Origin of the sequence: Cellulomonas sp. Leaf334 (genome assembly GCF_001424195.1) — a bacterium.
Taxonomy (GTDB): Bacteria; Actinomycetota; Actinomycetes; order Actinomycetales; family Cellulomonadaceae; genus Cellulomonas.
The window spans coordinates 1-22762 of the sequence record NZ_LMOO01000007.1 but is presented as its reverse complement, the minus strand read 5'-3'; the positions used below and the strand labels follow the sequence as shown (position 1 = coordinate 22762).

The 22762-nt window shown below is 72.6% G+C and carries 26 protein-coding genes; 18 read left to right on the top strand and 8 right to left on the bottom strand.

Features of this window, described 5'->3' with window-relative positions; all coding sequences use genetic code 11:
- Positions 1 to 41 precede the first annotated feature (41 nt).
- The 6 genes from ASF78_RS16480 (at position 42) to nagB (ending at position 6407) form a co-directional block, all read left to right on the top strand.
- Positions 42 to 1217, top strand: a complete 1176-nt coding sequence (locus ASF78_RS16480; RefSeq protein ID WP_056591903.1) for an ROK family transcriptional regulator — start codon at positions 42 to 44, stop codon at positions 1215 to 1217.
- Positions 1218 to 1303: 86 nt separating this feature from the next.
- Positions 1304 to 2629: an extracellular solute-binding protein gene (locus ASF78_RS16475; RefSeq protein WP_056591899.1), complete on the top strand. Its 1326-nt coding sequence runs from the start codon at positions 1304 to 1306 to the stop codon at positions 2627 to 2629.
- A gap of 167 nt (positions 2630 to 2796) precedes the next feature.
- The gene (locus ASF78_RS16470) at positions 2797 to 3738 is read left to right on the top strand and encodes a carbohydrate ABC transporter permease (RefSeq protein ID WP_056591896.1); all 942 of its coding nucleotides are present in this window, start codon (positions 2797 to 2799) and stop codon (positions 3736 to 3738) included.
- Positions 3735 to 4646: a carbohydrate ABC transporter permease gene (locus tag ASF78_RS16465; protein ID WP_056591895.1), complete on the top strand. Its 912-nt coding sequence runs from the start codon at positions 3735 to 3737 to the stop codon at positions 4644 to 4646. Before ASF78_RS16470 ends, ASF78_RS16465 begins: the two co-directional genes overlap by 4 nt.
- Before the next feature lies 1 nt (position 4647).
- Complete coding sequence (locus tag ASF78_RS16460; protein ID WP_235518658.1) at positions 4648 to 5625, top strand: ROK family protein; 978 nt, start codon at positions 4648 to 4650, stop codon at positions 5623 to 5625.
- Positions 5625 to 6407 (top strand): glucosamine-6-phosphate deaminase, encoded by a 783-nt coding sequence (gene nagB, locus ASF78_RS16455; protein ID WP_056591891.1) that lies wholly within the window; start codon positions 5625 to 5627, stop codon positions 6405 to 6407. Before ASF78_RS16460 ends, nagB begins: the two co-directional genes overlap by 1 nt.
- A gap of 3 nt (positions 6408 to 6410) precedes the next feature.
- Here nagB and ASF78_RS16450 read toward each other — a convergent pair whose 3' ends face one another.
- Genes ASF78_RS16450 through ASF78_RS16440 form a run of 3 tightly spaced genes read right to left on the bottom strand, consistent with a single transcriptional unit; the run spans position 6411 to position 8908 of the window.
- Positions 6411 to 7163, bottom strand: coding sequence for a hypothetical protein (locus ASF78_RS16450; RefSeq protein ID WP_056591888.1), 753 nt, complete (start codon positions 7161 to 7163; stop codon positions 6411 to 6413).
- Entirely contained in the window at positions 7160 to 7567 is a 408-nt protein-coding gene (locus ASF78_RS16445; protein WP_056591885.1) for a PadR family transcriptional regulator, read from the bottom strand. Before ASF78_RS16445 ends, ASF78_RS16450 begins: the two co-directional genes overlap by 4 nt.
- Before the next feature lie 33 nt (positions 7568 to 7600).
- Positions 7601 to 8908: an MFS transporter gene (locus ASF78_RS16440; RefSeq protein ID WP_056591883.1), complete on the bottom strand. Its 1308-nt coding sequence runs from the start codon at positions 8906 to 8908 to the stop codon at positions 7601 to 7603.
- A 96-nt stretch (positions 8909 to 9004) separates the two neighbouring features.
- Between ASF78_RS16440 and ASF78_RS16435 the strand changes: the two genes are divergently transcribed.
- From ASF78_RS16435 to ASF78_RS22825, 3 genes are all read left to right on the top strand, one after another.
- Positions 9005 to 9379, top strand: coding sequence for a DUF3039 domain-containing protein (locus ASF78_RS16435; protein WP_056591878.1), 375 nt, complete (start codon positions 9005 to 9007; stop codon positions 9377 to 9379).
- The gene (locus ASF78_RS16430; protein WP_056592751.1) at positions 9376 to 11199 is read left to right on the top strand and encodes a DEAD/DEAH box helicase; all 1824 of its coding nucleotides are present in this window, start codon (positions 9376 to 9378) and stop codon (positions 11197 to 11199) included. The genes ASF78_RS16435 and ASF78_RS16430 overlap by 4 nt, the downstream gene beginning before the upstream one ends.
- A gap of 263 nt (positions 11200 to 11462) precedes the next feature.
- The gene (locus ASF78_RS22825) at positions 11463 to 11618 is read left to right on the top strand and encodes a hypothetical protein (RefSeq protein WP_186813466.1); all 156 of its coding nucleotides are present in this window, start codon (positions 11463 to 11465) and stop codon (positions 11616 to 11618) included.
- A 39-nt stretch (positions 11619 to 11657) separates the two neighbouring features.
- Here ASF78_RS22825 and ASF78_RS16425 read toward each other — a convergent pair whose 3' ends face one another.
- On the bottom strand, positions 11658 to 13001 hold the full coding sequence (locus ASF78_RS16425; protein ID WP_056591875.1) for a nicotinate phosphoribosyltransferase: 1344 nt from the start codon (positions 12999 to 13001) through the stop codon (positions 11658 to 11660).
- 153 nt (positions 13002 to 13154) lie between these two features.
- Here ASF78_RS16425 and clpS point away from each other — a divergent pair, with 153 nt between their 5' ends.
- From clpS to ASF78_RS16385, 8 genes are all read left to right on the top strand, one after another.
- The gene (clpS, locus tag ASF78_RS16420) at positions 13155 to 13448 is read left to right on the top strand and encodes an ATP-dependent Clp protease adapter ClpS (protein WP_082571012.1); all 294 of its coding nucleotides are present in this window, start codon (positions 13155 to 13157) and stop codon (positions 13446 to 13448) included.
- Positions 13448 to 14098 carry a DUF2017 domain-containing protein gene (locus ASF78_RS16415; protein ID WP_056591871.1) on the top strand — a complete coding sequence of 217 codons (651 nt, stop codon included), beginning with the start codon at positions 13448 to 13450 and terminating at the stop codon, positions 14096 to 14098. Before clpS ends, ASF78_RS16415 begins: the two co-directional genes overlap by 1 nt.
- A 25-nt stretch (positions 14099 to 14123) precedes the next feature.
- Positions 14124 to 14939 (top strand): glutamate racemase, encoded by an 816-nt coding sequence (murI, locus tag ASF78_RS16410; protein ID WP_056591869.1) that lies wholly within the window; start codon positions 14124 to 14126, stop codon positions 14937 to 14939.
- A complete protein-coding gene (locus tag ASF78_RS16405; RefSeq protein WP_056591866.1) occupies positions 14936 to 15724 on the top strand; it encodes an MBL fold metallo-hydrolase in 789 nt (262 codons plus the stop codon). Before murI ends, ASF78_RS16405 begins: the two co-directional genes overlap by 4 nt.
- A 97-nt stretch (positions 15725 to 15821) precedes the next feature.
- Positions 15822 to 17285 carry an IPT/TIG domain-containing protein gene (locus ASF78_RS16400; protein WP_056591863.1) on the top strand — a complete coding sequence of 488 codons (1464 nt, stop codon included), beginning with the start codon at positions 15822 to 15824 and terminating at the stop codon, positions 17283 to 17285.
- A gap of 51 nt (positions 17286 to 17336) precedes the next feature.
- Positions 17337 to 18131, top strand: coding sequence for a ribonuclease PH (gene rph, locus ASF78_RS16395; RefSeq protein ID WP_056591860.1), 795 nt, complete (start codon positions 17337 to 17339; stop codon positions 18129 to 18131).
- Positions 18128 to 18742, top strand: a complete 615-nt coding sequence (gene rdgB / locus ASF78_RS16390) for an RdgB/HAM1 family non-canonical purine NTP pyrophosphatase (protein ID WP_056591857.1) — start codon at positions 18128 to 18130, stop codon at positions 18740 to 18742. The genes rph and rdgB overlap by 4 nt, the downstream gene beginning before the upstream one ends.
- A gap of 30 nt (positions 18743 to 18772) precedes the next feature.
- The gene (locus ASF78_RS16385) at positions 18773 to 20419 is read left to right on the top strand and encodes an ABC-F family ATP-binding cassette domain-containing protein (protein WP_056592748.1); all 1647 of its coding nucleotides are present in this window, start codon (positions 18773 to 18775) and stop codon (positions 20417 to 20419) included.
- Here ASF78_RS16385 and ASF78_RS16380 read toward each other — a convergent pair.
- Positions 20409 to 21065: a Pr6Pr family membrane protein gene (locus tag ASF78_RS16380; protein ID WP_056591855.1), complete on the bottom strand. Its 657-nt coding sequence runs from the start codon at positions 21063 to 21065 to the stop codon at positions 20409 to 20411. The two genes, ASF78_RS16385 and ASF78_RS16380, sit on opposite strands and share 11 nt — an antisense overlap.
- Positions 21062 to 21616, bottom strand: a complete 555-nt coding sequence (locus ASF78_RS16375) for an NUDIX hydrolase family protein (RefSeq protein WP_056591851.1) — start codon at positions 21614 to 21616, stop codon at positions 21062 to 21064. The genes ASF78_RS16380 and ASF78_RS16375 overlap by 4 nt, the downstream gene beginning before the upstream one ends.
- Before the next feature lie 146 nt (positions 21617 to 21762).
- Between ASF78_RS16375 and trxA the strand changes: the two genes are divergently transcribed.
- Complete coding sequence (trxA, locus tag ASF78_RS16370; RefSeq protein WP_056591845.1) at positions 21763 to 22134, top strand: thioredoxin; 372 nt, start codon at positions 21763 to 21765, stop codon at positions 22132 to 22134.
- A 57-nt stretch (positions 22135 to 22191) separates the two neighbouring features.
- Here the strand turns inward: trxA and ASF78_RS23245 are convergent, their stop codons facing one another.
- Positions 22192 to 22437 carry a non-reducing end alpha-L-arabinofuranosidase family hydrolase gene (locus ASF78_RS23245; RefSeq protein WP_255354836.1) on the bottom strand — a complete coding sequence of 82 codons (246 nt, stop codon included), beginning with the start codon at positions 22435 to 22437 and terminating at the stop codon, positions 22192 to 22194.
- On the bottom strand, positions 22334 to 22717 hold the full coding sequence (locus ASF78_RS16365; RefSeq protein WP_056591841.1) for a non-reducing end alpha-L-arabinofuranosidase family hydrolase: 384 nt from the start codon (positions 22715 to 22717) through the stop codon (positions 22334 to 22336). Before ASF78_RS16365 ends, ASF78_RS23245 begins: the two co-directional genes overlap by 104 nt.
- Positions 22718 to 22762: the final 45 nt, after the last annotated feature.

The window sequence follows — 22762 nt, the reverse complement described above, 5'->3', positions numbered from 1 at the left end:
CAGAGTTGACACGGATTTGTAAGGAAGGTCTACTAACAAACGTGACAGCGACGACGCAGCCCCTCGCGGCAGCCCACGGAGTCGGTCGGGCCCTGCGCCCGACGGGCAAGGTGCTGCCCGAGCATGCCCGCGCGCACAACCGGTCCCTGGTGCTCGCGCACCTGTTCCACATCGGCCACGCCTCCCGCGCCGACATCGCCCGCAGCACCGGCCTGACCCGGGTGACCGTGTCCGGTCTGGTGGCCGCGCTGATCGCCGAGGGGCTCGTCGAGGAGCTCGGCGTGCGCGTCGAGGGCAAGGTCGGCAAGCCGGCCACGCTCGTCGGGATGCGCACCGAGGCGTTCCAGATCGTCGCGGTGGACCTCACGGACGACGCCCACCTGCTCGGCGCCGTGATGACGCTGGTCGGTGCGGTCGTCGTCCGCCGGTCCGTCGCCCTCGACGGGCGCACCGGCGAGGCCGCCGCGGACCTGGTCGAGAGCCTGTGCCGGGACCTGCTCACGGACGCGACGCGCCCCGTCATCGGGATCGGCATCGCGTCCCCGGGCGTCATCGACCTCGACGGCACCGTCGTCCAGGCACCGAACCGGGGCTGGTACGACCTGCCGCTCGCCGCACGCCTCACCGAGAGCCTCGGCGTCCCGGTGCACGTCGCCAACGACGCCAACACCCGCGCGCTCGGCGAGTTCACCTACGGCTCTGCCGCCGGGTCCGGCTGCATGGTCGTGACGATCGGGGAGGGTGTGGGCGCCGGCATCGTCGTCGACGGCGCCCTCGTGCTCGGCCGGCACCACGCCGCCGGGGAGATCGGGCACGTCACCGTCGTCGACGGCGACGTCCGCGACGAGCCGCCGCTCGACTGCGCCTGCGGCCGCTCCGGCTGCCTCGAGACCGTGCTGAGCGTCCCGGCCCTGCGCCGCCGGACCGCCGGTCTGTCCCGCGAAGACTCCGACGCCGCCCTGGCGTCGGTCGGACGGTTGCTGGGCATCGCCCTGGCACCCGTCGTCAGTGCGCTCGACCTCGCAGAGGTCCTGCTCTCCGGCCCCCCGGAGCTGCTGGACGGTGCTCTGCGCGAGTCGGCGCTCACCACTGTCCGCGCACGAACGATGCCCGTCATCGGGCACGGACTGGCTCTGCGGATGGGATCCCTCGACGAGGACGGGGCGCTCGCTGGTGCGGCCGTCCTCGTCCTGTCAGGCCAGCTGGGGGTCTCGTGACGACCCCCAGCCGGCCCACTGCAGGTCGGAATCACCACCCGGCGGCGCCATCCGGCGCGCGCCTCGCTCACGGGAGGAACCCCAACGTGAAGATCCTACGTTTCGCGGCCGTCGGCGTGGCGGCCGCGCTCACGCTCACGGCGTGCGGCAACGGCGACGACGCCGCTGCCGACCCCACCGAGGCCGGCACGCCCGAGGCCGCCACGATCAAGCTGTGGCTCAACGGCACCGACACCCCGGACGCCCTGCGTGAGTACCTCACGACGACGTTCGAGTCGGAGAACCCGGGCTCCAAGCTCGTCATCGAGGAGCAGGACTGGAACGGCCTCGTGCCGCGCCTCCAGACCGCGCTGGGCTCGGCCGACCAGACGCCCGACGTCGTGGAGATCGGCAACACGCAGTCGCCGACGTTCACCTACGCCGGCGCCTTCGCCGACATCACGGACATGTACGACGAGCTGGGTGGCGACAAGCTGCTCCCCGGCTTCGTCGCCGCCGGCAGCGCGGACGGCAGCTTCTACGCCGCTCCGTACTACTCCGGTGCGCGTGCCGTGTTCTACAACAAGGACGCGTTCGCGGCGGCTGGCGTCGAGGTCCCCACGACGCTCGCCGAGTTCACCGAGGTCGCCAAGAAGCTCCAGACGGACACCCAGTCCGGCTTCTGGTTCCCCGGCCAGGACTGGTACAACGGCGCCGCCTGGATCTACACCAACGGTGGCGACCTCGCGGTGCAGGACGGCGACACCTGGAAGGGTGCGCTCTCCTCGGCCGAGTCGATCAAGGGCCTCGAGGAGGTCCAGGACCTGTTCGCCACCGCGACCAACGCGCCGGCCGACAGCGACTCGAACGAGCCGTGGGTCCCGTTCAACGCCGGCCAGTCGGCCATGTTCTCCGCTCCCACGTGGGCGCGGTGGAGCATCGACCTGCCGCAGTGCAACAAGGCCGTCGACCCGGACGACACGTCCGACGAGGCCAAGGCGCTGCGCGGCGAGCAGCAGGCCTGCAACGAGGAGCACACCGGTGTCTTCCCGCTGCCGGGTCTGGAGGAGGGTTCCTACGCGAACGGCTTCGCGGGCGGCTCGAACATCGCCGTCGCGGCGAAGTCCAAGCACCCCGAGCTGGCCAAGAGCCTCCTGCGGATCATGTTCACGGAGGAGTTCCAGAACATGCTCGGCGCGAACGGCCTGATCCCGGGCAACACGGAGTACGCCGCCTCGATGGGTGACGACGTGTACGCCAAGGCCGCCGTCGCCGCCGCGCTCAACGCCAAGCTCACGCCGGCGGCCGAGAAGTGGGCCGACGTCGAGGGTGACCGCATCCTGGAGGACTTCTTCCAGCAGCTCGCCACCGGTGCGGACGTCAAGGAGGCTGCCGCGGAGACGGACCAGCTCCTCGAGGACGCGCTGAACTGACACCACCCCGGCCGGCCGGATGCACACGGCCGGCCGGGGGAAGGTGATCCACGAACCACCGGTCCACGCGCCGCGCCGATCGACGAGGCCGCCGACCACCTGATCCGGGCACGACCGGGCCTGCCGACGCAGGCCGGCCCGGTCGTGCCACCAGACAGGAGCTCCACATGGCAGCCATGGCCCCCGCGCTGCAGCAGGACGACCCCGAGGTCGCCTTCCCGCGCCGCCGCCGCCGCAAGCTCGGCGTGTACGGCCTGCTCGTCCCCGCCGCGATCCTCATGGGCGTCGCGCTCGGCTACCCGCTGGTCCGCCAGTTCGTCATCTCCTTCCAGGAGTACGGGCTGCGTCAGCAGTTCGGGCAGCCCGCCGAGTGGGTCGGGCTGAAGAACTACACCGACCTGCTGACCGACCCCTACGTGTGGACGGTCATCGGCCGCTCGATCGTCTTCTGCCTGGTCAACGCCGCGGCGACGATGCTCATCGGTGTCGCGTTCGCGGTCCTGATGTCCCGGATCGGCAGGGCGTCGCGCATCACGCTGCAGGTGTCGCTGCTCCTCGCCTGGGGCACGCCGGTCCTCGCGTCGATGACGGTCTGGCAGTGGCTGTTCGACTCGCAGTACGGCGTCATCAACTGGGTCCTGGCGAACGTGTTCGGGCTCGAGGACATGGCCGGCCACTCGTGGATCATCGAGCCGCTGTCCTTCTACTTCGTCGCGACGGTCATCGTCGTGTGGATGTCCGTGCCGTTCGTGGCCTTCTCGGTCTACGCGGGCCTGCTCCAGGTGCCCGAGGAGACGATGGAGGCCGCGCAGCTGGACGGCGCGTCCGCCCGGCAGCGGTTCTGGAACATCACGATGCCGATGGTCCGCCCGGTCCTGTCGATCGTCCTGCTGCTGCAGGTGATCTGGGACTTCAAGGTGTTCACGCAGATCTACGTGCTCCAACGAGCCGGCGCCCCGACGCGCGAGACCAACCTCCTGGGCACCCTCATCTACTCCTACTCCGACGAGTTCTCCCTCGCCGGCGCGCTCGCCACGATCATGCTCGTCATCACGCTCGCCCTCACCGGGTTCTACATCCGGCAGATGCTGAAGGAGGACGAGCTGTGAGCGCCGTCACGACGCCCGCGCCGACCACCCTCGACCCGGCGCCCCGCAAGCCCACGCGGTCCTCCGAGGCCGGTCGCGCCCAGTCCCGGGGTGGCCGTCGCGCGCTCGGCATCCTCGCCGTCGTGCTCGCCGCGATGTGGGTCTTCCCCATCTACTGGATGATCAACAGCGCGTTCCTGCCGCTGAACAAGCTCCAGACGCCGGAGCCGACGTTCTTCCCGACCGAGGGCACGTTCTCGAACTTCCGTCGCGTGCTCGACGACCCGACCTTCTGGGCCGCGATGCGCATCTCGCTCGGGGTCGTCATCGTCGTCCTCGTCGCCGCGCTGCTGTTCGCGTTCCTCGCCGCGCTGGCCGTCAGCCGGTTCCGGTTCCGTGGCCGCAAGGGCTTCATCCTGACGATCCTCGTGGTGCAGATGATCCCCGCCGAGGGCCTGTTCATCTCGCAGTACCAGATGCTCGACGGCTGGAACCTGGTCAACAAGGTCGCGGGACTGTCCCTGGTCTACACGGCGGCGATCCTGCCCTTCACCATCTGGATGCTGCGCGGGTTCGTCGCAGGGGTGCCGATCGAGCTCGAGGAGGCCGGGATGGTCGACGGGCTGTCCCGGACCGCCGCCTTCTTCCGGATCACGTTCCCGCTGCTGGCTCCCGGGCTGGTCGCAGCCGGCGTCTACGGGTTCCTCCAGGCGTGGAACGAGTACACCCTCGCGCTCGTCGTCATGACCGACCCCGCGCAGCGCACCCTGCCGCTGTGGTTGCAGGGCCTCGTCGAGTCCAACCGCGCCACCGACTGGGGTGTCGTCATGGCGGGCTCCGCGGTCATCGCGATCCCCGTCATCGTGTTCTTCCTGTTCGTCCAGAACAAGATGACGTCCGGGCTCGTCGCGGGTGCGGTGAAGGGCTGACGTGAGCGCGCAGGGGATCCCGACGCCGCACTGGGCGCCGGTCGGGGGGACGTGGTCGGTCGGGCTCGACGTCGGCGGCACCAAGGTGCTCGGCGTGCTGCTCGACGCCGACGGTGTGGTGACCCACCAGCTGCGCTCGGCCACGGTCGGGGGAGCAGCCGGGGTCGTCGACACCGCGGTCTCCGTCGTCGAGGAGCTGTGCGCGGGCGCCGGCATCGCCGTCGACGAGCTCGCCGGGGTCGGCATCGGCCTGCCGGGCGTCGTCGACCCGTCGGACGGGACCGTCGAGCACGCCGTCAACCTCGGCATCGAGGAGCGCACGCCGCTCGGGGCGCTCGTCGCCGAGCGGCTCGGGGTCCGGGTCCACGTCGAGAACGACCTGACCGTCGCCGTCGTCGGCGCCGCGCACACGGTCGACGGCGGGCACGCGTCGGTCGTGCACGACCTCGCGTTCCTGGCCCTCGGCACCGGGCTCGCCGCCGGCCTGCTCCTCGAGGGGCGTCTGCGCCGAGGCTCCACCGGGGGAGCCGGCGAGATCGGGCACCTGACGCTGGTTCCCGACGGGCTGCCCTGCAAGTGCGGTCAGCTGGGCTGCCTGGAGCAGTACGCGTCGGGCTCGGCGCTCGACACGGCCTGGCCCAGCCGGTACGGGCGACCCGCCCCCGAGGAGCTGTTCGCGGCGGCGGAGGCGGGCGACGCGCGAGCGGTCGAGATCCGGGACCAGTTCGCCTGGGCGGTCGCCGCCGCGGTGCGGATCCTGGTGCTGACCTGCGACGTCGAGCTCGTGGTGATCGGTGGCGGCGTGAGCGCGCTGGGCCAGCCGCTGCTGCGGGCGGTCACGGCCGAGCTCGAGCGCGAGGCCCAGGCGTCCCCGTTCCTTGCGACCATGGGACTGGCGCGACGCGTGAGCCTCGCGCCCGCGGACGTGCCGGTCGGTGCGGTCGGCGCCGCCCTGCTCGGCCGAGGGGAGTACGTCTGATGGAGGTCGTCATCGCACCCGGCCCCGAGCTCGGCCGGCTGGCCGCCGCGGCGATCGAGAAGCTGGTCCGCGACCAGCCCGACTCCGTCCTGGGACTGGCCACGGGCTCGAGCCCGCTCGCGGTCTACGACGAGCTCGCCCGCCGGCACGCGGAGCACAGCCTGTCGTTCGCCCGCGTCCGCGCCTTCATGCTCGACGAGTACGTCGGCCTCGACGCGGACCACCCGGAGCGGTACCGCAACGTCATCGAGAAGGAGATCGCGTCGCGCGTGGACTTCGCCCCCGGTGCGGTGCAGGGGCCGGACGGCCTCGCCGAGGACCTCGTGGGCGCGTGCGCGGCCTACGAGGACGCCATCGCGTCCGTCGGAGGGGTCGACCTGCAGCTCCTCGGCATCGGCACCGACGGGCACATCGCCTTCAACGAGCCCGGCTCGTCGCTCGCGTCGCGCACCCGCATCAAGACCCTCACGCGCCAGACGCGCGAGGACAACGCGCGGTTCTTCGGCGGCGACCTCGACCAGGTGCCGCAGCACTGCCTCACCCAGGGCCTCGCGACGATCATGTCCGCCCGGCACCTGGTGCTCCTCGCCACGGGCCGGGGCAAGGCCGAGGCGGTGCACCAGCTGGTCGAGGGGTCGGTCAGCGCGATGTGGCCGGCGACGATCCTCCAGCACCATCCACACGTCACGGTGCTCGTCGACGACGCCGCCGCGAGCCGCCTCCAGCTGGCCGACTACTACCGCGAGACGTTCGCGGCGAAGCCGGCCTGGCAGGGGCTCTGACCGTCAGGCGAGCCTGTCGAGCAGCAGATTCATCCCGAGCAGGACCCCGACGCCGACCACGGCGAAGGCGGGCAGCAGCCAGGCCGCGAGGGTGTCGGCACGCACGTTGCGACGTCGCACCCGCTCGGGGTCTTCCCCCGGCGCGCTGACCACGTCTGCCGTCGGACGGTGCCTCGCCCGCACGGTCCCGACGACCGCGTCACCGACCAGCAGCACGGCGCCGAACGTCACCGCGACGGTGTCGGGCACCGTGGCGACCGTCGTCGTGAGCAGCACCCCGACCGCCACGACGGTGGCGAGGGTCGCCGCGATGACGGCAGCCACGCCGACCATGCCGCGCCAGCCCTCGGCCGCGAGGTACCCGAGCGTCCGGACGGTGAGCACGCTGCCCACGAGCACGACCGCCAGACCGACCAGCCAACCGACGGTGATCGCGAGGTCCGGGCCGTCGTCGACGACGCACGCCATGACGACGACCAGGCCGAGGAAGCCGACGAGCGTGCGACCGGTGGTCCGCAGGTCCTCACGCACACCCGGACGGGTGCGGCCGTCGGCCGCCGCGACGCTCTCGGCGTAGGCGGTGGGAGTGCCGAAGGCCGTCTCGGCGTCGAGGCCGCTGTCCGCGCAGTACTCGTCCACCTCGGCCAGGATCTCGCCGATCCGTGGACCGGGGACGTCACGCATCCGCAGGGCGAGGACGAGCTCGTCGCGCCAGCGTTGGGGGATCGTCGCGGCGTTGGCCTGTGTGTCGGTCATCGGGCGGTCCTCCGAGGGGTGGGCAGGCGGTCGGACGCCGGAGGGGCCGCAGGGGTGGCCGCCACCGGGGGCGCGGCGGGGTCGATGATCCCGACCGTGAGGCCGGCGAAGGCCCGCCAGGCGCTGCCGCGACGAGCGAGCTCGGCACGTCCGGCGGGGGTGAGTGCGAAGTACTTGCGGCCCGGTCCGCCCACGCCCGGGCGCCACTGCGTGGTCACCAGGTCCGCCTGCTCGAGGCGGACGAGCAGGGGGTAGAGGGTGCCGCCCTTGACGGCACCCAGACCCACCTCGTCGAGGCGTGCGCTGATCGCGTAGCCGTAGGTCGCCCCCTCGGCCAGGACGGCCAGGACGCAGACGTCGAGGACGCCGCGCAGCCACTCGCTGGGCCAGGGGTCGGTGCTCACGGACTAGACAGTACGGCTGACTAGTCGGCCTGTCTATGTAGTGGGGTCGGTCGTCTGAGGATCGCCCAGGCGTGCGCCGCGCAGCCGCGTCCCGATCGAGAGCAGCGCGGTGATCACCAGCGCGGTGCCGGCCAGCACGAGCGCCGAGCCGTAGCCGACGGCGTCGCCGAGCAGGCCGCCCAGCGGGGCGGCGATCACGATCATGGCCCGGTTGACCGAACGCATGGTGGCGTTCATGCGGCCCTGGAGCCCGTCGGGCGTCGCGGTCTGGCGGTACGCCATCTCGTTGGTGTTCTCCGCCCCCATGCACAGCCCGAGCAGCAGCTGCGCGAGCGCGAACACCGCCCAGGCCGCACCTCCGCCCCACCCGCCCGTCGCGGTGCCCGCCGGCAGCCAGAAGAGCGTCACGGCCATCAGCACCCACGCGAGCCCGGTCCCGATCCGTGCCGCGATGATGACGGTTCCCGCGCCCAGGCGTTCCCCGAGACGCACGGCGAACGACGCGCCGACCAGCGCACCGACCCCGGCGGCGGCGAGCGCGAGGCCGAGCGCCAGCACGCTCAGGTGCAGGGTCCTGAGGGCGAACGGGGTCAGCACGGCTCCCGCGACTGCCGAGCAGACGAACCAGGCGTGCGTCGAGATCGCCATCGGCCGCAGCGTCGGGTGAATGTAGACCCAGCGCAGCCCGTCGGCGATCTCGCGGCCGACGCCGTGCAGGCGGCCACGGGTCCGCGGTCCGGGCCAGGGCTCCTCGACCTTCACCGTGGCGAGCAGGACCGCGGACGCGAGGTAGCTCACGGCGTCGACGAGCACCGCCAGCGGCGCGCCCAGCACCGCGATCAGACCGCCGGCCAACGCGGGTCCGCTCGCCTGGGCGACCGCGTCCGACTGGTCGAGCCGCGCGTGGGCGGGCGCCAGCAGCCGGGCGGGGACGACGCGCGGCACGAACGACTGGAACGCGGCGTCGCCGACGAGGGTGCACAGCCCGAAGACGGCCATCAGGACGACCAGCCAGCCGACGTCGAGGTGCCCGGTGGCCGCCAGGACGGGGATGGTCGCGAGCGCGACCGCGCTGAGCGCGTCGGTGGCGACGAGCAGCGGACGGCGGCGCACCCGGTCGACGAGCACGCCGGCCAGCAGCCCGAACAGGAGGTACGGCGCCCAGCGGGCGGCGTTGACGAGCCCGACGTCGAACGCGTCAGCCTTGAGCACGTCCACGACGATGACCTGCAGGGCCAGGACGGTGACGTAGGTGCCGAACGCCGAGGTGGTCGACGCCGTCCACAGCCGCGCGAACCCGTGCGTCTGACGCAACGTCGCCGTCGGCTGGGTCTCGGTCACCGGTCATGTCTAGTGCACGGCCGGGGAACGGAAGGACCCGTCGGCGCACCCGGACGAACCGGGTTCGTGTCCGCCCCCCGACGTACACTTCACGCCATGAGCGAGCCCCTGCCTCCGAGCACCGGACCCGACGACCCGTTCTCCTCGGACCCGGGCACGTCGACCAGCGTGCTGGAGCGCGAGGAGACCACCGAGCAGGTCGAGCCGGGCGATCACGAGCGCTTCGCGCACTACGTGCGCAAGGAGAAGATCCTCGACTCCGCGATCAGCGGCAAGCCGGTGATCGCGCTCTGCGGCAAGGTCTGGGTGCCGGGCCGGGACCCGAACAAGTTCCCCGTCTGCCCCGTGTGCAAGGAGATCTACGAGGGTCTCCGTGAGCCGCAGGACGGCGACGGCGACAAGGGCGGCAAGGGCTCCGGCGGTGGCCGGAAGTGGGGCTTCGGCCGCAACCCCGGCAGCGGCGGCGCGTGACGGCCGCCCCGCGCCCGTCCTCCCTCCCCTCGACCCACGCGTCCTCGTCGGCGGCCTCCCAGCTGCCGCCGGCGTTCCCCGCGCGTGCGCCCTGGGGCACGGCGGGCAAGCTGCGCGCCTGGCAGGCGGAGGCGATCGAGCACTACCGGACGGCGAACCCGCGCGACTTCCTCGCGGTCGCGACGCCGGGCGCCGGCAAGACGACCTTCGCGCTGCGGATCGCCACCGAGCTGCTGGAGGCCAAGGTGGTGCGGCGCGTGACCGTCGTCGCGCCGACCGAGCACCTCAAGCGCCAGTGGGCCGACGCGGCCGCGCGGGTGGGCATCACGCTGGACCCGAACTTCAGCAACGCCCAGGGTCGGCACGGCCACGGGTTCGACGGGGTCGCGGTGACGTACGCGCAGGTGGCCAGCAAGCCCGCGCTGCACGCCGCCCGGACGGCCGCGGCGCCCACGCTGGTGATCCTCGACGAGGTGCACCACGGCGGTGACGCGCTGTCCTGGGGGGACGCCGTCCGGGAGGCTTTCGAGGGGGCCACCCGACGGCTGGCGCTGACGGGGACGCCGTTCCGGTCGGACACCGCGGCGATCCCGTTCGTGCGGTACGACCGGGACCGGGACGGCATCCGGCGCAGCGTCGCCGACTACACGTACGGCTACGGGGATGCGCTGCGCGACCACGTCGTGCGCCCGGTGATCTTCCTGTCCTACAGCGGCTCGATGCGCTGGCGCACCAAGGCGGGCGACGAGATCAGCGCCCGGCTGGGGGAGCCGCTGACCAAGGACATCACCGCGCAGGCGTGGCGGACCGCCCTGGACCCGAACGGCGAGTGGATCCCGAGTGTGCTCGCTGCCGCCGACCGGCGGCTGTCCGAGGTGCGCCGGGCCATCCCCGACGCGGGTGCGATGGTCATCGCCACGGACCAGACGGACGCGCGCGCGTACGCCGGGCACCTGGCGCGGATCACGGGGAGGTCCCCGACGATCGTGCTGTCCGACGACGACGGCGCGAGCGACCGCATCGACGAGTTCTCCGCGGGCGACTCGCGCTGGCTCGTCGCGGTCCGGATGGTCTCGGAGGGTGTCGACGTGCCGCGGCTGGCGGTCGGTGTCTACGCGACCAGCACCGCGACGCCGCTGTTCTTCGCCCAGGCCGTGGGCCGGTTCGTGCGAGCGCGCCGCCGCGGGGAGACCGCATCGGTGTTCCTGCCGAGCGTGCCGCAGCTGCTCGCGCTGGCGAACACCCTCGAGCTCGAGCGGGACCACGCGCTGGACCGGCCGAAGACCCTCGAGGAGCAGGGCGTCGACGTCGGCCTGGACGACGGTCTGCTCGACGAGGCCAACCGCGAGCGCAACGGTGCCGACGAGATCGGGCCGGACGGCAAGCAGGGGGCGTTCGAGGCCCTGGAGGCGCAGGCGTCGTTCGACCGCGTGCTGTTCGACGGCGGCGAGTTCGGCACGGGGGCCGAGATGGGGTCCGACGAGGAGCTGGACTTCCTCGGCCTGCCGGGGCTGCTCGACGTCGACCAGGTCTCCGCGTTGCTCCGGCAGCGGCAGGCGGACCAGATCAGTGGGCGGAACAGATCGACCGCAGCGTCACAGCAGGCGCTGGCCGAGATGGACCACCGCAAGCAGGCGGAGCTGCGCAAGGAGCTGTCGCAGCTGGTGGGGGCGTGGGCGCGCAAGAGCGGTCAGCCGCACGGGTCGGTGCACAACGAGCTGCGTCGCCGGTGCGGGGGTCCCGAGGTCGCGCTGGCGGACCCGGACCAGCTCACGGCCCGGGTCGCGATGGTGCGCGGGTGGTTCGTCGGCAAGAAGTGAGCCGACCGCTCCATGAGCATCGCGCGATTACATCAAGTCCGAGTAAAGCCGCAAGGGCTGTCTCATGATGTGGACACGCTCATGTGCGGTTAAACCTGCAGGTCACAGCCTTGGACGCGCGACCACATAGCAGTGTGCAACCCTCGCGCAACTTTTCTCCCAACATGCCGAAGACGCCTGGCGCTGCCACATTTGTCCTGTGACACACGGCCCCGGGTACCCCCGGACGCCGGATCGGTGACCACAGAACGAAAGGGTCAACCATGCCTACCTGGCTCATCCTCATCCTTGTCGGTGTCGTCCTCGTCGTCCTCGGCGTTGCGACGAACATCGGCCAGTTCCTCATCTGGATCGGCGTGATCGTGCTCGTCGTCAGCCTGATCCTCGGGCTGGTCGGCCGGGGCCGCTCGCGGGTCTAGACACCCAGACCGCAGTGCCGGCGCTGCGGCTCGGGCCCCTCAGTCCCCGAGCCGCAGCGCCACGGTCGGCACCGCTGCCTCGTCGTCCGACAGCCGTCGCGCCCCGCGCGGCAGCTCGTCGCGCGAGGCGCGGTGCCGTTCTGCTGCCTGGGACACGGCGTCGTGGCCCACCCAGCGCGGATCCACCGCACCGTCCGTCACGAGCGGCACGTGCAACGCACGCAGCGACGCGTCCGAAGAGGCCCACCGCCTGACGTCATCGTCGGGACCGGTGACGAGCACCTCCTCGACCGCCCGCCCGTCGGCCCCCAGCCGTCGCGCCGCCGCCTTGCGGCCCCCGACGCTGATCTTCCCGCGGGCCGCCTTCGCCACCGGAGCCAGCGCGCCGTCGGCCCCCTGGCGGGCGACCAGCTTGTAGACCATCCCGCACGTCGGCGCCCCGGAGCCGGTCACCACCGACGTGCCCACGCCGTACGAGTCCACCGGCGCGACCGCGAGAGACGCGATCGCGTACTCGTCCAGGTCCGACGTGACCGTGATCTTCGTGCTCCGGGCGCCGGCCGCGTCCAGCTGCGCGCGGACCTCGTGCGCGAGCACCCCCAGGTCCCCGGAGTCGAGCCGCACCGCGCCGAGCCCGGGCCCCGCGGCCGCCAGCGCGAGCTCCACCCCGCGACGGACGTCGTAGGTATCCACCAGGAGAGTGGTGCCCGCCCCGAACGACGCCACCTGAGCCGCGAACGCGGAGGCCTCGTCGTCGTGGAGCAGCGTGAAGGCGTGCGCGGCCGTGCCGATCGTCGCCAGCCCGTACCGGCGCCCGGCCTCCAGGTTCGACGTCCCCGCAAAGCCGGCGACCACGGCCGCTCGGGCCGCCGCGACGGCCGCCTCCTCGTGCGCGCGCCGCGACCCCATCTCCAGGCAGGGACGGTCGACCGCGGCGCTGGTCATGCGGGACGCCGCCGACGCCACCGCCGAGTCGTAGTTGAGGACCGACAGGACGAGCGTCTCCAGCAGGACCGCCTCCGCGAACGTGCTCTCGACGACCAGCACCGGCGACGACGGGAAGAACACCTCGCCCTCCGCGTACCCGACGACCGAGCCGGTGAACCGGTAGTCCGCCAGGAACGCGAGCGTCGCGTCGTCGACGACCCGCTCGTCGGCCAGCCAGTCGAGCTCGGCGGCGTCGAACCGGAAGCGCGGCAGCGACTCGAGCACCCGGCCCGTCCCGGCGAGGACCCCGTAGCGGCGACCGGCAGGGAGCCGGCGCGTGAACACCTCGAAGACGCAGCGCCGGTGCGCGGTCCCGTCGGCCAGCGCCGCCTGCAGCATCGTCAGCTCGTAGCGGTCGGTGAGGAGCGCCGCGCTGGGCGGCTGCGGGGCGGTCATGGGCCCAACGTAGGGCGGACGGCTGCTCCGGACCTGGTGAGCGGCCGTGCCTGTGGTCGGGGTGACCGTGCGTTCCGCTCCAGGCGGGTGCGCTGGCGCGCCCCCACCTTCCGCTGCACTCCGGGTCAGCCCGACGGACCTACAGTGGACGACGTGCCAGTGCAGACCCTCCCCGACGCCGACGTGGCGCAGGAGGAGAAGACCGCGGTCGCCGACCCGTGGGTGACGATCGTCTGGAACGACCCCGTGAACCTCATGAGCTACGTGACGTACGTGTTCGAGTCCTACTTCGGCCACCCCCGTCAGAAGGCCGAGCGGCTCATGAAGCAGGTGCACGAGCAGGGCCGGGCGGTCGTGTCGACCGGGTCGCTCGAGGCGATGGAGGTCGACGTGCAGGCGATGCACGGGTTCGGGCTCTGGGCGACGCTCCAGCGCAGCGGTCAGTGATGCGCGCCTTCAAGCGTCGCCGGGGGATGTACGCGGCCCGCCTCGACACCGACGAGCGCGACGTCATCGCGGCCCTGGTCGCGGACGTGGCCGAGCTGCTCGGTGCCGGGCGCCTGGAGACGCGGGACCCGCAGGCCGTGGTCGCCGGCGACGGCAGCCCGCGGATGCGGATCGAGCCGCTGCCGCCGCCGTCGGACCCGGCGGTGCGCCGGCTGCTGCCCGACGCGTCCCGGGACGACCCGGAGATCGCCGAGGAGTTCCGCCGGCTCACCGAGGACGACCTGCGTGCGGGCAAGATCGAACGCCTCACCAGGCTCTGGGACGCCCTGACCACACCGGTCGAGGGCTGGCGGGCCGACGCGTTCGTCGTCGCACCGCAGGACGCGCAGGACGTCGCCGCCGCGATCACCGACCTGCGGCTCGTGCTCGCGGAGCGTCTCGGGATCCGCACCGACGAGCAGGCCGAGCGCCTGTACGACGCCCTGCTCGACGCGCCGCAGGCGGAGGTCGAGCAGGCTGACGAGATCCTCGACCCGGCCGCCCGGCGCTACCTCGTCGCCGTGTACGGCGCCCTGAGCTGGCTGCAGGAGTCGCTCGTCGACCTGATGCTGCACGACCTGCGCGCCCCGGGGCGCCCGGCGGACCAGTGAGCCGCCAGAGGTTAGGCTCGTCCGCGTGAACGACGCCCCTCTCGGCATCTTCGACTCCGGCGTCGGCGGACTCACCGTGGCCCGGTCGATCCTGGACCAGCTGCCCCAGGAGTCCACCCTCTACATCGGGGACACCCTCAACACGCCCTACGGCTCCAAGCCGCTCGCGGCCGTGCGCGCTCACGCGCTGGAGGTCATGGACGACCTGGTCGACGCGGGCGTGAAGCTGCTGGTCATCGCGTGCAACACGGCGTCGTCGGCGATGCTGCGCGACGCCCGCGAGCGGTACACGCTGCGCCGCGGGATCCCCGTCGTGGAGGTCATCCTGCCGGCCGCCCGCCGTGCGGTCGCCGCCACGCGGACGGGGAAGATCGGCGTGATCGCGACCAAGTCGACGGTCGAGTCGCGTTCCTACGACGACGCCTTCGCGGTGGCGCCCGGGGTGGAGCTGACGACGCAGGCGTGCCCGGAGTTCGTGCGTCTGGTCGAGGCGGGCATCACGTCGGGGCCCGAGGTCCTGGCGTTCGCGCACGAGTACCTCGACCCCGTCCGACGGGCGGGCGTCGACACGCTCGTGCTCGGCTGCACGCACTACCCGCTGCTCACCGGCGCGATCTCGTACGTCATGGGGGAGGAGGTCACCCTCGTGTCGAGTGCCGAGGAGACCGCCAAGGACGTCTACCGGACGCTCGTCGCGCACGACCTGGAGCGCGACCCCGCGGCAGGACCGCCCGTCCACCGCTTCCTGGCCACGGGTGACCCGGACCAGTTCCGCGTCCTCGCACGCCGGTTCCTCGGTCCCGAGGTCGAGGTCGTCGAGCCCAGCGCGGCCCTGCGGTGAGGCTCACCGTCCTGGGGTGCGCCGGGTCGTTCCCGGGTCCCGACTCGGCGGCGTCGGGCTACCTGGTGCAGGCCGACGACGCGGACGGGCGCACCTGGACCGTCCTGCTCGACCTCGGCAACGGCGCCCTGAGTGCCCTGCAGCGGTTCGGCGACCCGACGCGGCTCGACGCGATCGGGCTGTCCCACCTGCACTCCGACCACATGGCCGATCTCGTGGTGCTCAACGTCCTGCGGAGGTACCACCCGGAGGGTCCGTGCGAGAAGGTCCCTGTGCACGGTCCGACCGGCACCGCCGAGCGGCTCGCGCAGATGTCCGGCAAGGACCCCGCGACCAGCACGGACGGCCAGTTCGACGTGGTCGAGTGGCAGGACGGCTCGCCGGTGACCGTGGGGCCGCTCGTGCTCGTGCCGGTGGCCGTCGAGCACCCCGTGCCCGCGTTCGGGATCCGGGTGTCCGGGCCGAGCGACACGGATCCGTCGCGCACCGTGACGCTCGCCTACACGGGGGACACCGACGCGTGCGCGGGCCTCGACACCCTCGCCGCGGGTGTCGACCTCCTGCTCGCCGAGGCAGCGTTCCTCGAAGGGCGCGACGACGCCGTGCGCGGCGTGCACCTGACCGGCCGCCGCGCCGGCGAGGCGGCCGCCCGCGGGGAGGTCGGGCAGCTCGTCCTCACCCACATCCCCGCCTGGAACGACCCGGGCGTCTCCTCGGCCGAGGCCGCCGCGGTGTACGACGGCCGCATCGACCTCGCCACGCCCGGGGCAGTGCACGTCCTGTAACGCGATCGGCCCAGCGGATCCGTGGCGGTGCGGGACGCGCTGTACCCTGCGATCTCCCGGGGAGATCCACCGGGTCCCCTCGACCGGTGGACGTGCCATGCCGACCTTCCTGCGCCACGCGCTGAGCGCGACCCTCGTCACCGCCCTGGGTGCTCTCGGCCTGCTGGCCGTGACGCCACCCGCCGTGGCAGCTGCACCCGTCACCATCGACGGCTTCAGCCCCCACGCAGGTTCGTCGGCGGGCGGCGAGATCGTCACGCTGCGGGGTTCCGGTCTGTCGGGGGCCACCTCGGTGACGGAGACCCTGGGCTTCGGGACGGTGGAGTTCGAGGTCGTCTCCGACTCCGAGATCCGCCTCCGCACCAGGCCGGGGTCCGGGTGGGCGCAGTTCGTCGTGACCGCACCGGGCGGCACGACGACGACCTCGGACGCGTACCACCTCCGATCCGCCATCAGCGACCGCACGGCGCGCGTCGTGCCCGCCACGCGCGTGACGCCCGGGACGCCGGTGTGCATGCGCTGGGAGGACTGGCCGGGCATCGCCGTCGACCCGCTCGGCGGTTCCACCGAGGTCGTGCTCAACGTGACCACCGTCAGCCCGAGCTCGCGGGGATGGACCGTCGCGTACTCCGACATCGGCTACGGGACGCCCGGCACGTCGACGGTGAACTTCCTGCCGGGCTCGGACGTCGCCAACGTCACCGTCGTCTCGCTGTACCGCGACGTCCCGTTCTGCATCGCGACCGGAGGGGCGGCCGCCGACGTCATCGTGGACCTGCAGGCGACACTGCCCCCGGGCGGGCACGTCCAGCCCTTCCGCTCGTTCCGCCAGATCGACACGCGCGCCGGCTCGGTCGTCGGAGACCTGCACGGTGCCCTTCCCGGCCGCACGCTCGCCACGAGCACGCTCGACGGGCTCTACTGGCAGACCCAGTTCGCCCTGGCCAACGTCACGGTTCCCGCTGCCCCGGGGGCGGGGAACCTCCGCATCTTCAAGCACGGTGACGGCCTGCCGTCGTCGTCGACGGCCAACTATCTGCCGGGCCGGGACCGGGCGACCGCCGCGATCCTGCCCGTCGACGTCGAGCAACGTGTGGACCTGTACTCCGACAGCGCCCCGGGCGCCCGCGGGACGGACGTGATCGTGGACCTCTACGGCGAGGTCTCCGGGCATGTCTACACGTCGGCGCAGAAGCGTGTCCTGGACACCCGGACCGGTCTCGGCGCACCGAAGGGGCGGGTGGGTGCGACCTCCGGGGGCGCGGCGCTGCGCATCCCGGTCAGCTCGCTGGGTGCGCCTCCTGCTGCGACTGTCGCCGTCCTGAGCGTCGTGTCGGTCGCCCCGACCGCGCCCGGACACGTGCGCGTCTATCCCGAGCGGACCCCCGGCTCCGGCACCCTGCCGGCGACGTCCACCCTCAACTACGTGCCGGGCGCCGACAGCTCGAACCTCGTCTGGGTCGACCTGTGGCCGGACGGCGACGTCGCGCTGAGCAGCTGGCAGAACACCGGAAGCACGGACCTCGTCGTCGACGTCGTGGGATACCTGCAGCTCCCGTAGCCCGTCCGCGGTGCGTCAGAGGTGTCCGGGGGCGCCGTTAGGCTCGTGCGCATGACTTCTGCTGCTACCACCCCAGCGGTCGCGCACGTGCGCGCCGACGGCCGTGCGCCCGACCAGCTGCGTCCTGTGACGCTGACCCGCGGCTTCCTGGAGGCGGGCGAGGGCAGCGTGCTCGTCGAGTACGGCGGCACCAAGGTGCTGTGCGTGGCGTCGTTCACGCCGGGGGTGCCGCGCTGGAAGAAGGGGTCCGGCGAGGGCTGGGTCACCGCCGAGTACTCGATGCTGCCGCGCGCCACGTCCAGCCGTTCCGACCGCGAGTCGGTCAAGGGCCGCGTCGGTGGCCGCACGCACGAGATCTCGCGGCTGATCGGCCGGTCGCTGCGCGCCATCATCGACGTCTCGGCCCTGGGCGAGAACACGATCGTCCTCGACTGCGACGTGCTCCAGGCGGACGGCGGGACGCGGACGGCGTCGATCACGGGCGCGTACGTCGCGCTGGCCGACGCGGTGGCCTGGGCGGTCGAGAACAAGCACGTCCCGGCGAACACGGTGGTCCTGCGCGACTCGGTCGCCGCCGTGAGCGTCGGCATCGTAGACGGGGTGCCGGTCCTCGACCTGCCGTACGTCGAGGACGTGCGTGCGGAGACGGACATGAACGTCGTGGTCACCGGGTCGGGCACGTTCGTCGAGGTGCAGGGCACCGCCGAGCACGCCCCGTTCGACCGCGCCGAGCTCGACGCGCTGCTCGACCTCGCGGTCGCGGGCACCGCGCAGCTCACCGCCCTGCAGGTGGCAGCGCTGGCGTCCGCATCCGGAGACGGCTCGGCCACCCGGCTGGTCCGGTGAGCGCGCGCCTCGTCCTGGCCACGCACAACGCGCACAAGGTGGGCGAGCTGCGCGCCATCCTCGCGCCCGTGCTGCCCGGGCTGGACCCGGCGTCGGTCGTCGGGGCGCGGGACGTCGACGCCCCCGAGCCGGTCGAGGACGGCGTCACGTTCACGGAGAACGCGCTCATCAAGGCGCGCGCCCTGGCGGCGTTCACGGGTCTGCCGGCTGTCGCCGACGACTCCGGGCTGAGCGTCGACGTCCTCGGCGGAGCCCCCGGGATCTTCTCCGCGCGCTGGGCGGGCCGGCACGGGGACGATGCCGCCAACCTCGCGCTCCTGCTCGCGCAGCTCGCCGACATCGCCGAGCCGCACCGCTCCGCCCGGTTCGTGTGTGCCGCAGCGCTGGTCACACCGGACGGGTTCGAGCACGTCGAGACCGGGACGCTCGAGGGCGTCCTGGCCACCGAGCCGCGCGGGGCGGGCGGCTTCGGCTACGACCCCATCCTCGTGCCCGTCGGCGAGACCCGGTCCTGCGCGGAGCTCACCCCCTCGGAGAAGAACGCGATCAGCCACCGCGGCACGGCGTTCCGCGCGCTCGTCCCGACGCTCGTGCGGGTGCTCGGCGGATGACCTGTCGTGACTGAGGGCCCCCCGGCCGACGTGCAGCTCGTCGCCGACGCCGTCACTTACGGGTACCCGGAGCACCCCGTGCTGGACCGGGTCGACCTCGTGGTCAGCGCGGGGGACCGGGTGGGTGTCGTCGGGGAGAACGGCGCGGGCAAGACGACGCTGCTGCGGGTGCTGGCGGGCGAGCTCGCACCCCAGACGGGTGTCGTGCGGCGCCGCGGGACGCTGGCGTCGGTCGAGCAGGAGCTGGACGCTCCCGGGGGTGCGACCGTCGGGACGTTCGTCGCGGAGGCCCTCGGCGGGGTGCGTGCTGCGGCCGGTGAGCTGGAGGCCGCCATCGCCGGGTTCGACCACGAGTCGGGGGACCTCGCGCGCCTGACCGCGGCCGTCGCCCGCTACGAGCACCTCGCCGCGTGGGACGCGGACCGCAGGGTCGACGAGGCGCTGACCCGGTTCGGTGCGCCGCGGGACCCGGACCGGCGGCTCGACGAGCTGAGCGTCGGTGAGCGGTACCGGGTGCGCCTCGCGTGCCGGATCGGGGAGCGCGCGGACCTCCTGCTGCTGGACGAGCCGACGAACCACCTCGACGCGGCCGGCATCGACTACCTGACCGCCCGGCTGCGCGAGTGGCCGGGCGCCGTCGTCATCGTCACGCACGACCGTCGTCTGCTGGACGACGTCATGACCGCGATCCTCGACCTGGACCCGGCGATGGACGGACGGCCCGCGCTGTACGGCGCGACGCGGTACTCCGACTACCGGTTCCTCAAGAGCCAGATGGTCCGTCGCTGGCAGGCGCGGTACCGGGCGGAGCGCAAGCGCGCGATCGAGCTGGCGGAGCGGCTGGACTCGACGTACGAGAACCTCTCCGACGAGTGGCGCCCGCCCAAGGGCTCGCAGAAGCACCGCCGAGCGACTCGGGCTCGTGGGCACGTGAAGGCGGCCGACCGGCTGATCCAGAAGCTCGACGCCGAGGCCGTCGAGGTCCCGGCCCCGCCGCTCGTCCTGACGTTCCCCGACCTGCCGTCCCTGCCACCGGAGCCCCAGCCGGGACCGCTCCTGGACCTGCGTGCCCCGCGGGTCCAGGGTCGGCTCGACCTGGCCGGTGTCCGGGTCGAGGTGCCGGCGTGCGGACGCCTGCTCGTCACCGGCCCCAACGGCTCGGGCAAGTCCACGCTGCTCGCGGCCCTGGCCGGCTCTGTCCCGCTCGATCGTGGGGTGCGCGCGATCGCGCCGGGGGTCCGGCTCGGGGTGCTCGCGCAGGAGGGGCCGACGGAGCACGCGGCCGCTGTCGTCGCCCACCCGCGTGCCGCCGGCACCGCCGAGCAGCTGTCGGGGTTCGACGCCTACGCCCGGCACGCGCTGACGCTCCTGGAGGCCCGGCTGCTCGACCCGGACCAGCTGGTCCCCGTCGCGGCGCTCGGCCTGCTGACCGAGGAGGACCTCGACCGGCCCCTGCGCGAGCTGTCCGTCGGTCAGCGCCGACGGTTCGACCTGGCGTGCGCGCTCCTCGCAGCCCCGCACGTGCTCGTCCTCGACGAGCCGACCAACCACCTGTCCGTCGGCCTCGTCGACGAGCTCACGGCTGCGCTGCGCGCCACGTCGGCCGCCGTCGTCGTCGCCACCCACGACCGCCGGATGCGCGCGGACCTGGCGGACTGGCCGGAGCTCAGGCTGTGACGGTCCCGCGGACGGGACGCGGCGCCGGCGGCAGGAGCCTTTCCAGGGCCCGGGCCGCGAACGCCAGGACGAGGAAGATGACGGCCACCACACCGGTGCGCACGAGCGCGGACCGGAGCCCGATCTCGGAGACGTCGAGGAACGGGTACGGGTACCAGTCGACGATCGCGCCCCGGAGGAACGTGTACGCGATCCAGCCGAGCGGGTAGACCAACGACCAGCCGACCACGGCGGGGGACAGCCGCGGGCGCGGCCCGACGAGGAGCCACGCGACGACCGTCCCGACGGGGACCACGGTGTGCAGCAGGAGGTTGGACAGCGCCCCCGCGGCCGTGAGGTCCTGCAGTCCGGAGAGCACGGCGTGGTAGACGATCCCCGTCACCGCGATGCAGAGCAGCGCATCGAGCCGCAGGACCGCGAACACCCGTCCGCGGCGGTCCGGTCGCCACAGGAGCATCCCTGCTGCCACGGCCGCGAGGATGTTCGACTGGATGGTGAAGTAGCTGAACAGCCGCACGAGCCGCGTCCCGACGTCGTCGGAGGTGAGCGCCCGGACGAGCTCCATCGAGAGGCCGACGACCGCGGCGACGAGGACGACCGCGTGCAGCGTGCGCGCGAGCACGTAGTGCGGCGAGCCGTCCGTCACGGCAGCCGGCCGACGTGCCCCATGGCCTGCCGCAGCAGCAGACCCTGGCCGCCGTTCATCTCGAACTGGATCTGCTGCGCGCACGCCTCCTCCGGCGTCATCCACGCGAGGTCGATCGCGTCCTGCTGCGGCCGGCAGTCCCCGAGCACGGGCACGACGTACGCGAGCGACACCGCGTGCTGGCGGGGGTCGTGGTACGGCGTGACGCCCGGCGTCGGGAAGTACTCGGCGACCGTGAACGGCTGCGGGGAGGCGGGGATCTGCGGCAGGGCGACGGGACCGAGGTCCTTCTCGATGTGCCGGAGCAGGGCGTCCCGCACCCGCTCGTGGTACATGACCCGGCCGCTGACCAGCGCGCGGGACATGACGCCCTCCTGCGTGACCCGCAGCAGGAGACCGACCTGGACGACGTCGCCCGAGTCGTCCACGCGGACCGGGATGGCGTCCACGTAGAGGATGGGCAGCTGGGTGCGGGCATGGGTGATCTCGTCGGCGCTCAACCAGCCGGCGGGACGCTCCGGGCCCCGAGGGAACTCAGCAGATGCAGTCACTGACCATGTCTACCGCCCCGCCGGGGCCGACGTGGAGCGCGCCGCGCTGATTCAGCCTGTGCCGAGGTGTGCGTCGCGACACCCTCGGGAATAGTCGTCGGTGGCTGCGCGCTCTATCTGGCGGTAACCGAGCACTGGAGGAACTCATGGCGACGACTGAGCTGACCGGCAGCACGATCGGCCAGACCATCAAGGACAACGAGATCGTCCTTGTCGACTTCTGGGCGGAGTGGTGTGGGCCGTGCAAGCGCTTCGGCCCGGTCTTCGAGGACTCCTCGGAGAACCACCCGGACGTCGTGCACGCGAAGGTGGACACCGAGGCCGAGCAGGAGCTGGCCGCCGAGCTGCAGATCTTCTCGATCCCCACGCTGATGGCGTTCCGCGACGGGATCCTGGTGTTCAACCAGGCTGGCGCGCTGCCCGCCCCCGCGCTGGAGCAGGTCGTCGAGGCCGTCAAGGCGCTCGACATGGACGAGGTCCGCGAGAAGATCGCGGCCGCGGCCAGCACGGACGCCTGACCTGACGTCAGAAGGGCCGGCCCCCGGGTGGGGGCCGGCCCTTCCGTGCGTGCGGGTCTACCGCTGGAGGGTCAGCAGACCCGGACGGTACGGCAGCCGGCCGTAGTCGCCACCCGAGCTGGGCGAGCGACCCTGGTAGAGCAGCTGCAGGTTGCAGGGGTCGATGGTCATGGTCTGGTCGGCGCTGGTCCGGATGAGCTCACCGTGGCTGATGTCGTTGGTCCATGTCGCGCCGCTGTTGGCCTTGCCGGCGAACGGGTTGCTCTCGGACGCGGCCTGCGGCGTCCAGGAGCCGGAACTCACCGTGGCTGATGTCGTTGGTCCATGTCGCGCCGCTGTTGGCCTTGCCGGCGAACGGGTTGCTCTCGGACGCGGCCTGCGGCGTCCAGGAGCCGGAGAGGCTGGTGGCGGTGAACGAGCGGAAGTACCGGCCGTTGGCACCGATCGCCTCGACGATCATCAGGTACTGGTTGCGGTCCTTGACCTTGTAGACCTGCGGCGCCTCGAACAGGTTGTTCGTGGTGTCGGTCATGATCGTGGTGTACGAGGAGCCGAAGTTGCCCGGGAAGTTCCCGATCGGCATGCTCGCGCGGTAGATCCCCGATCGGCATGCTCGCGCGGTAGATCC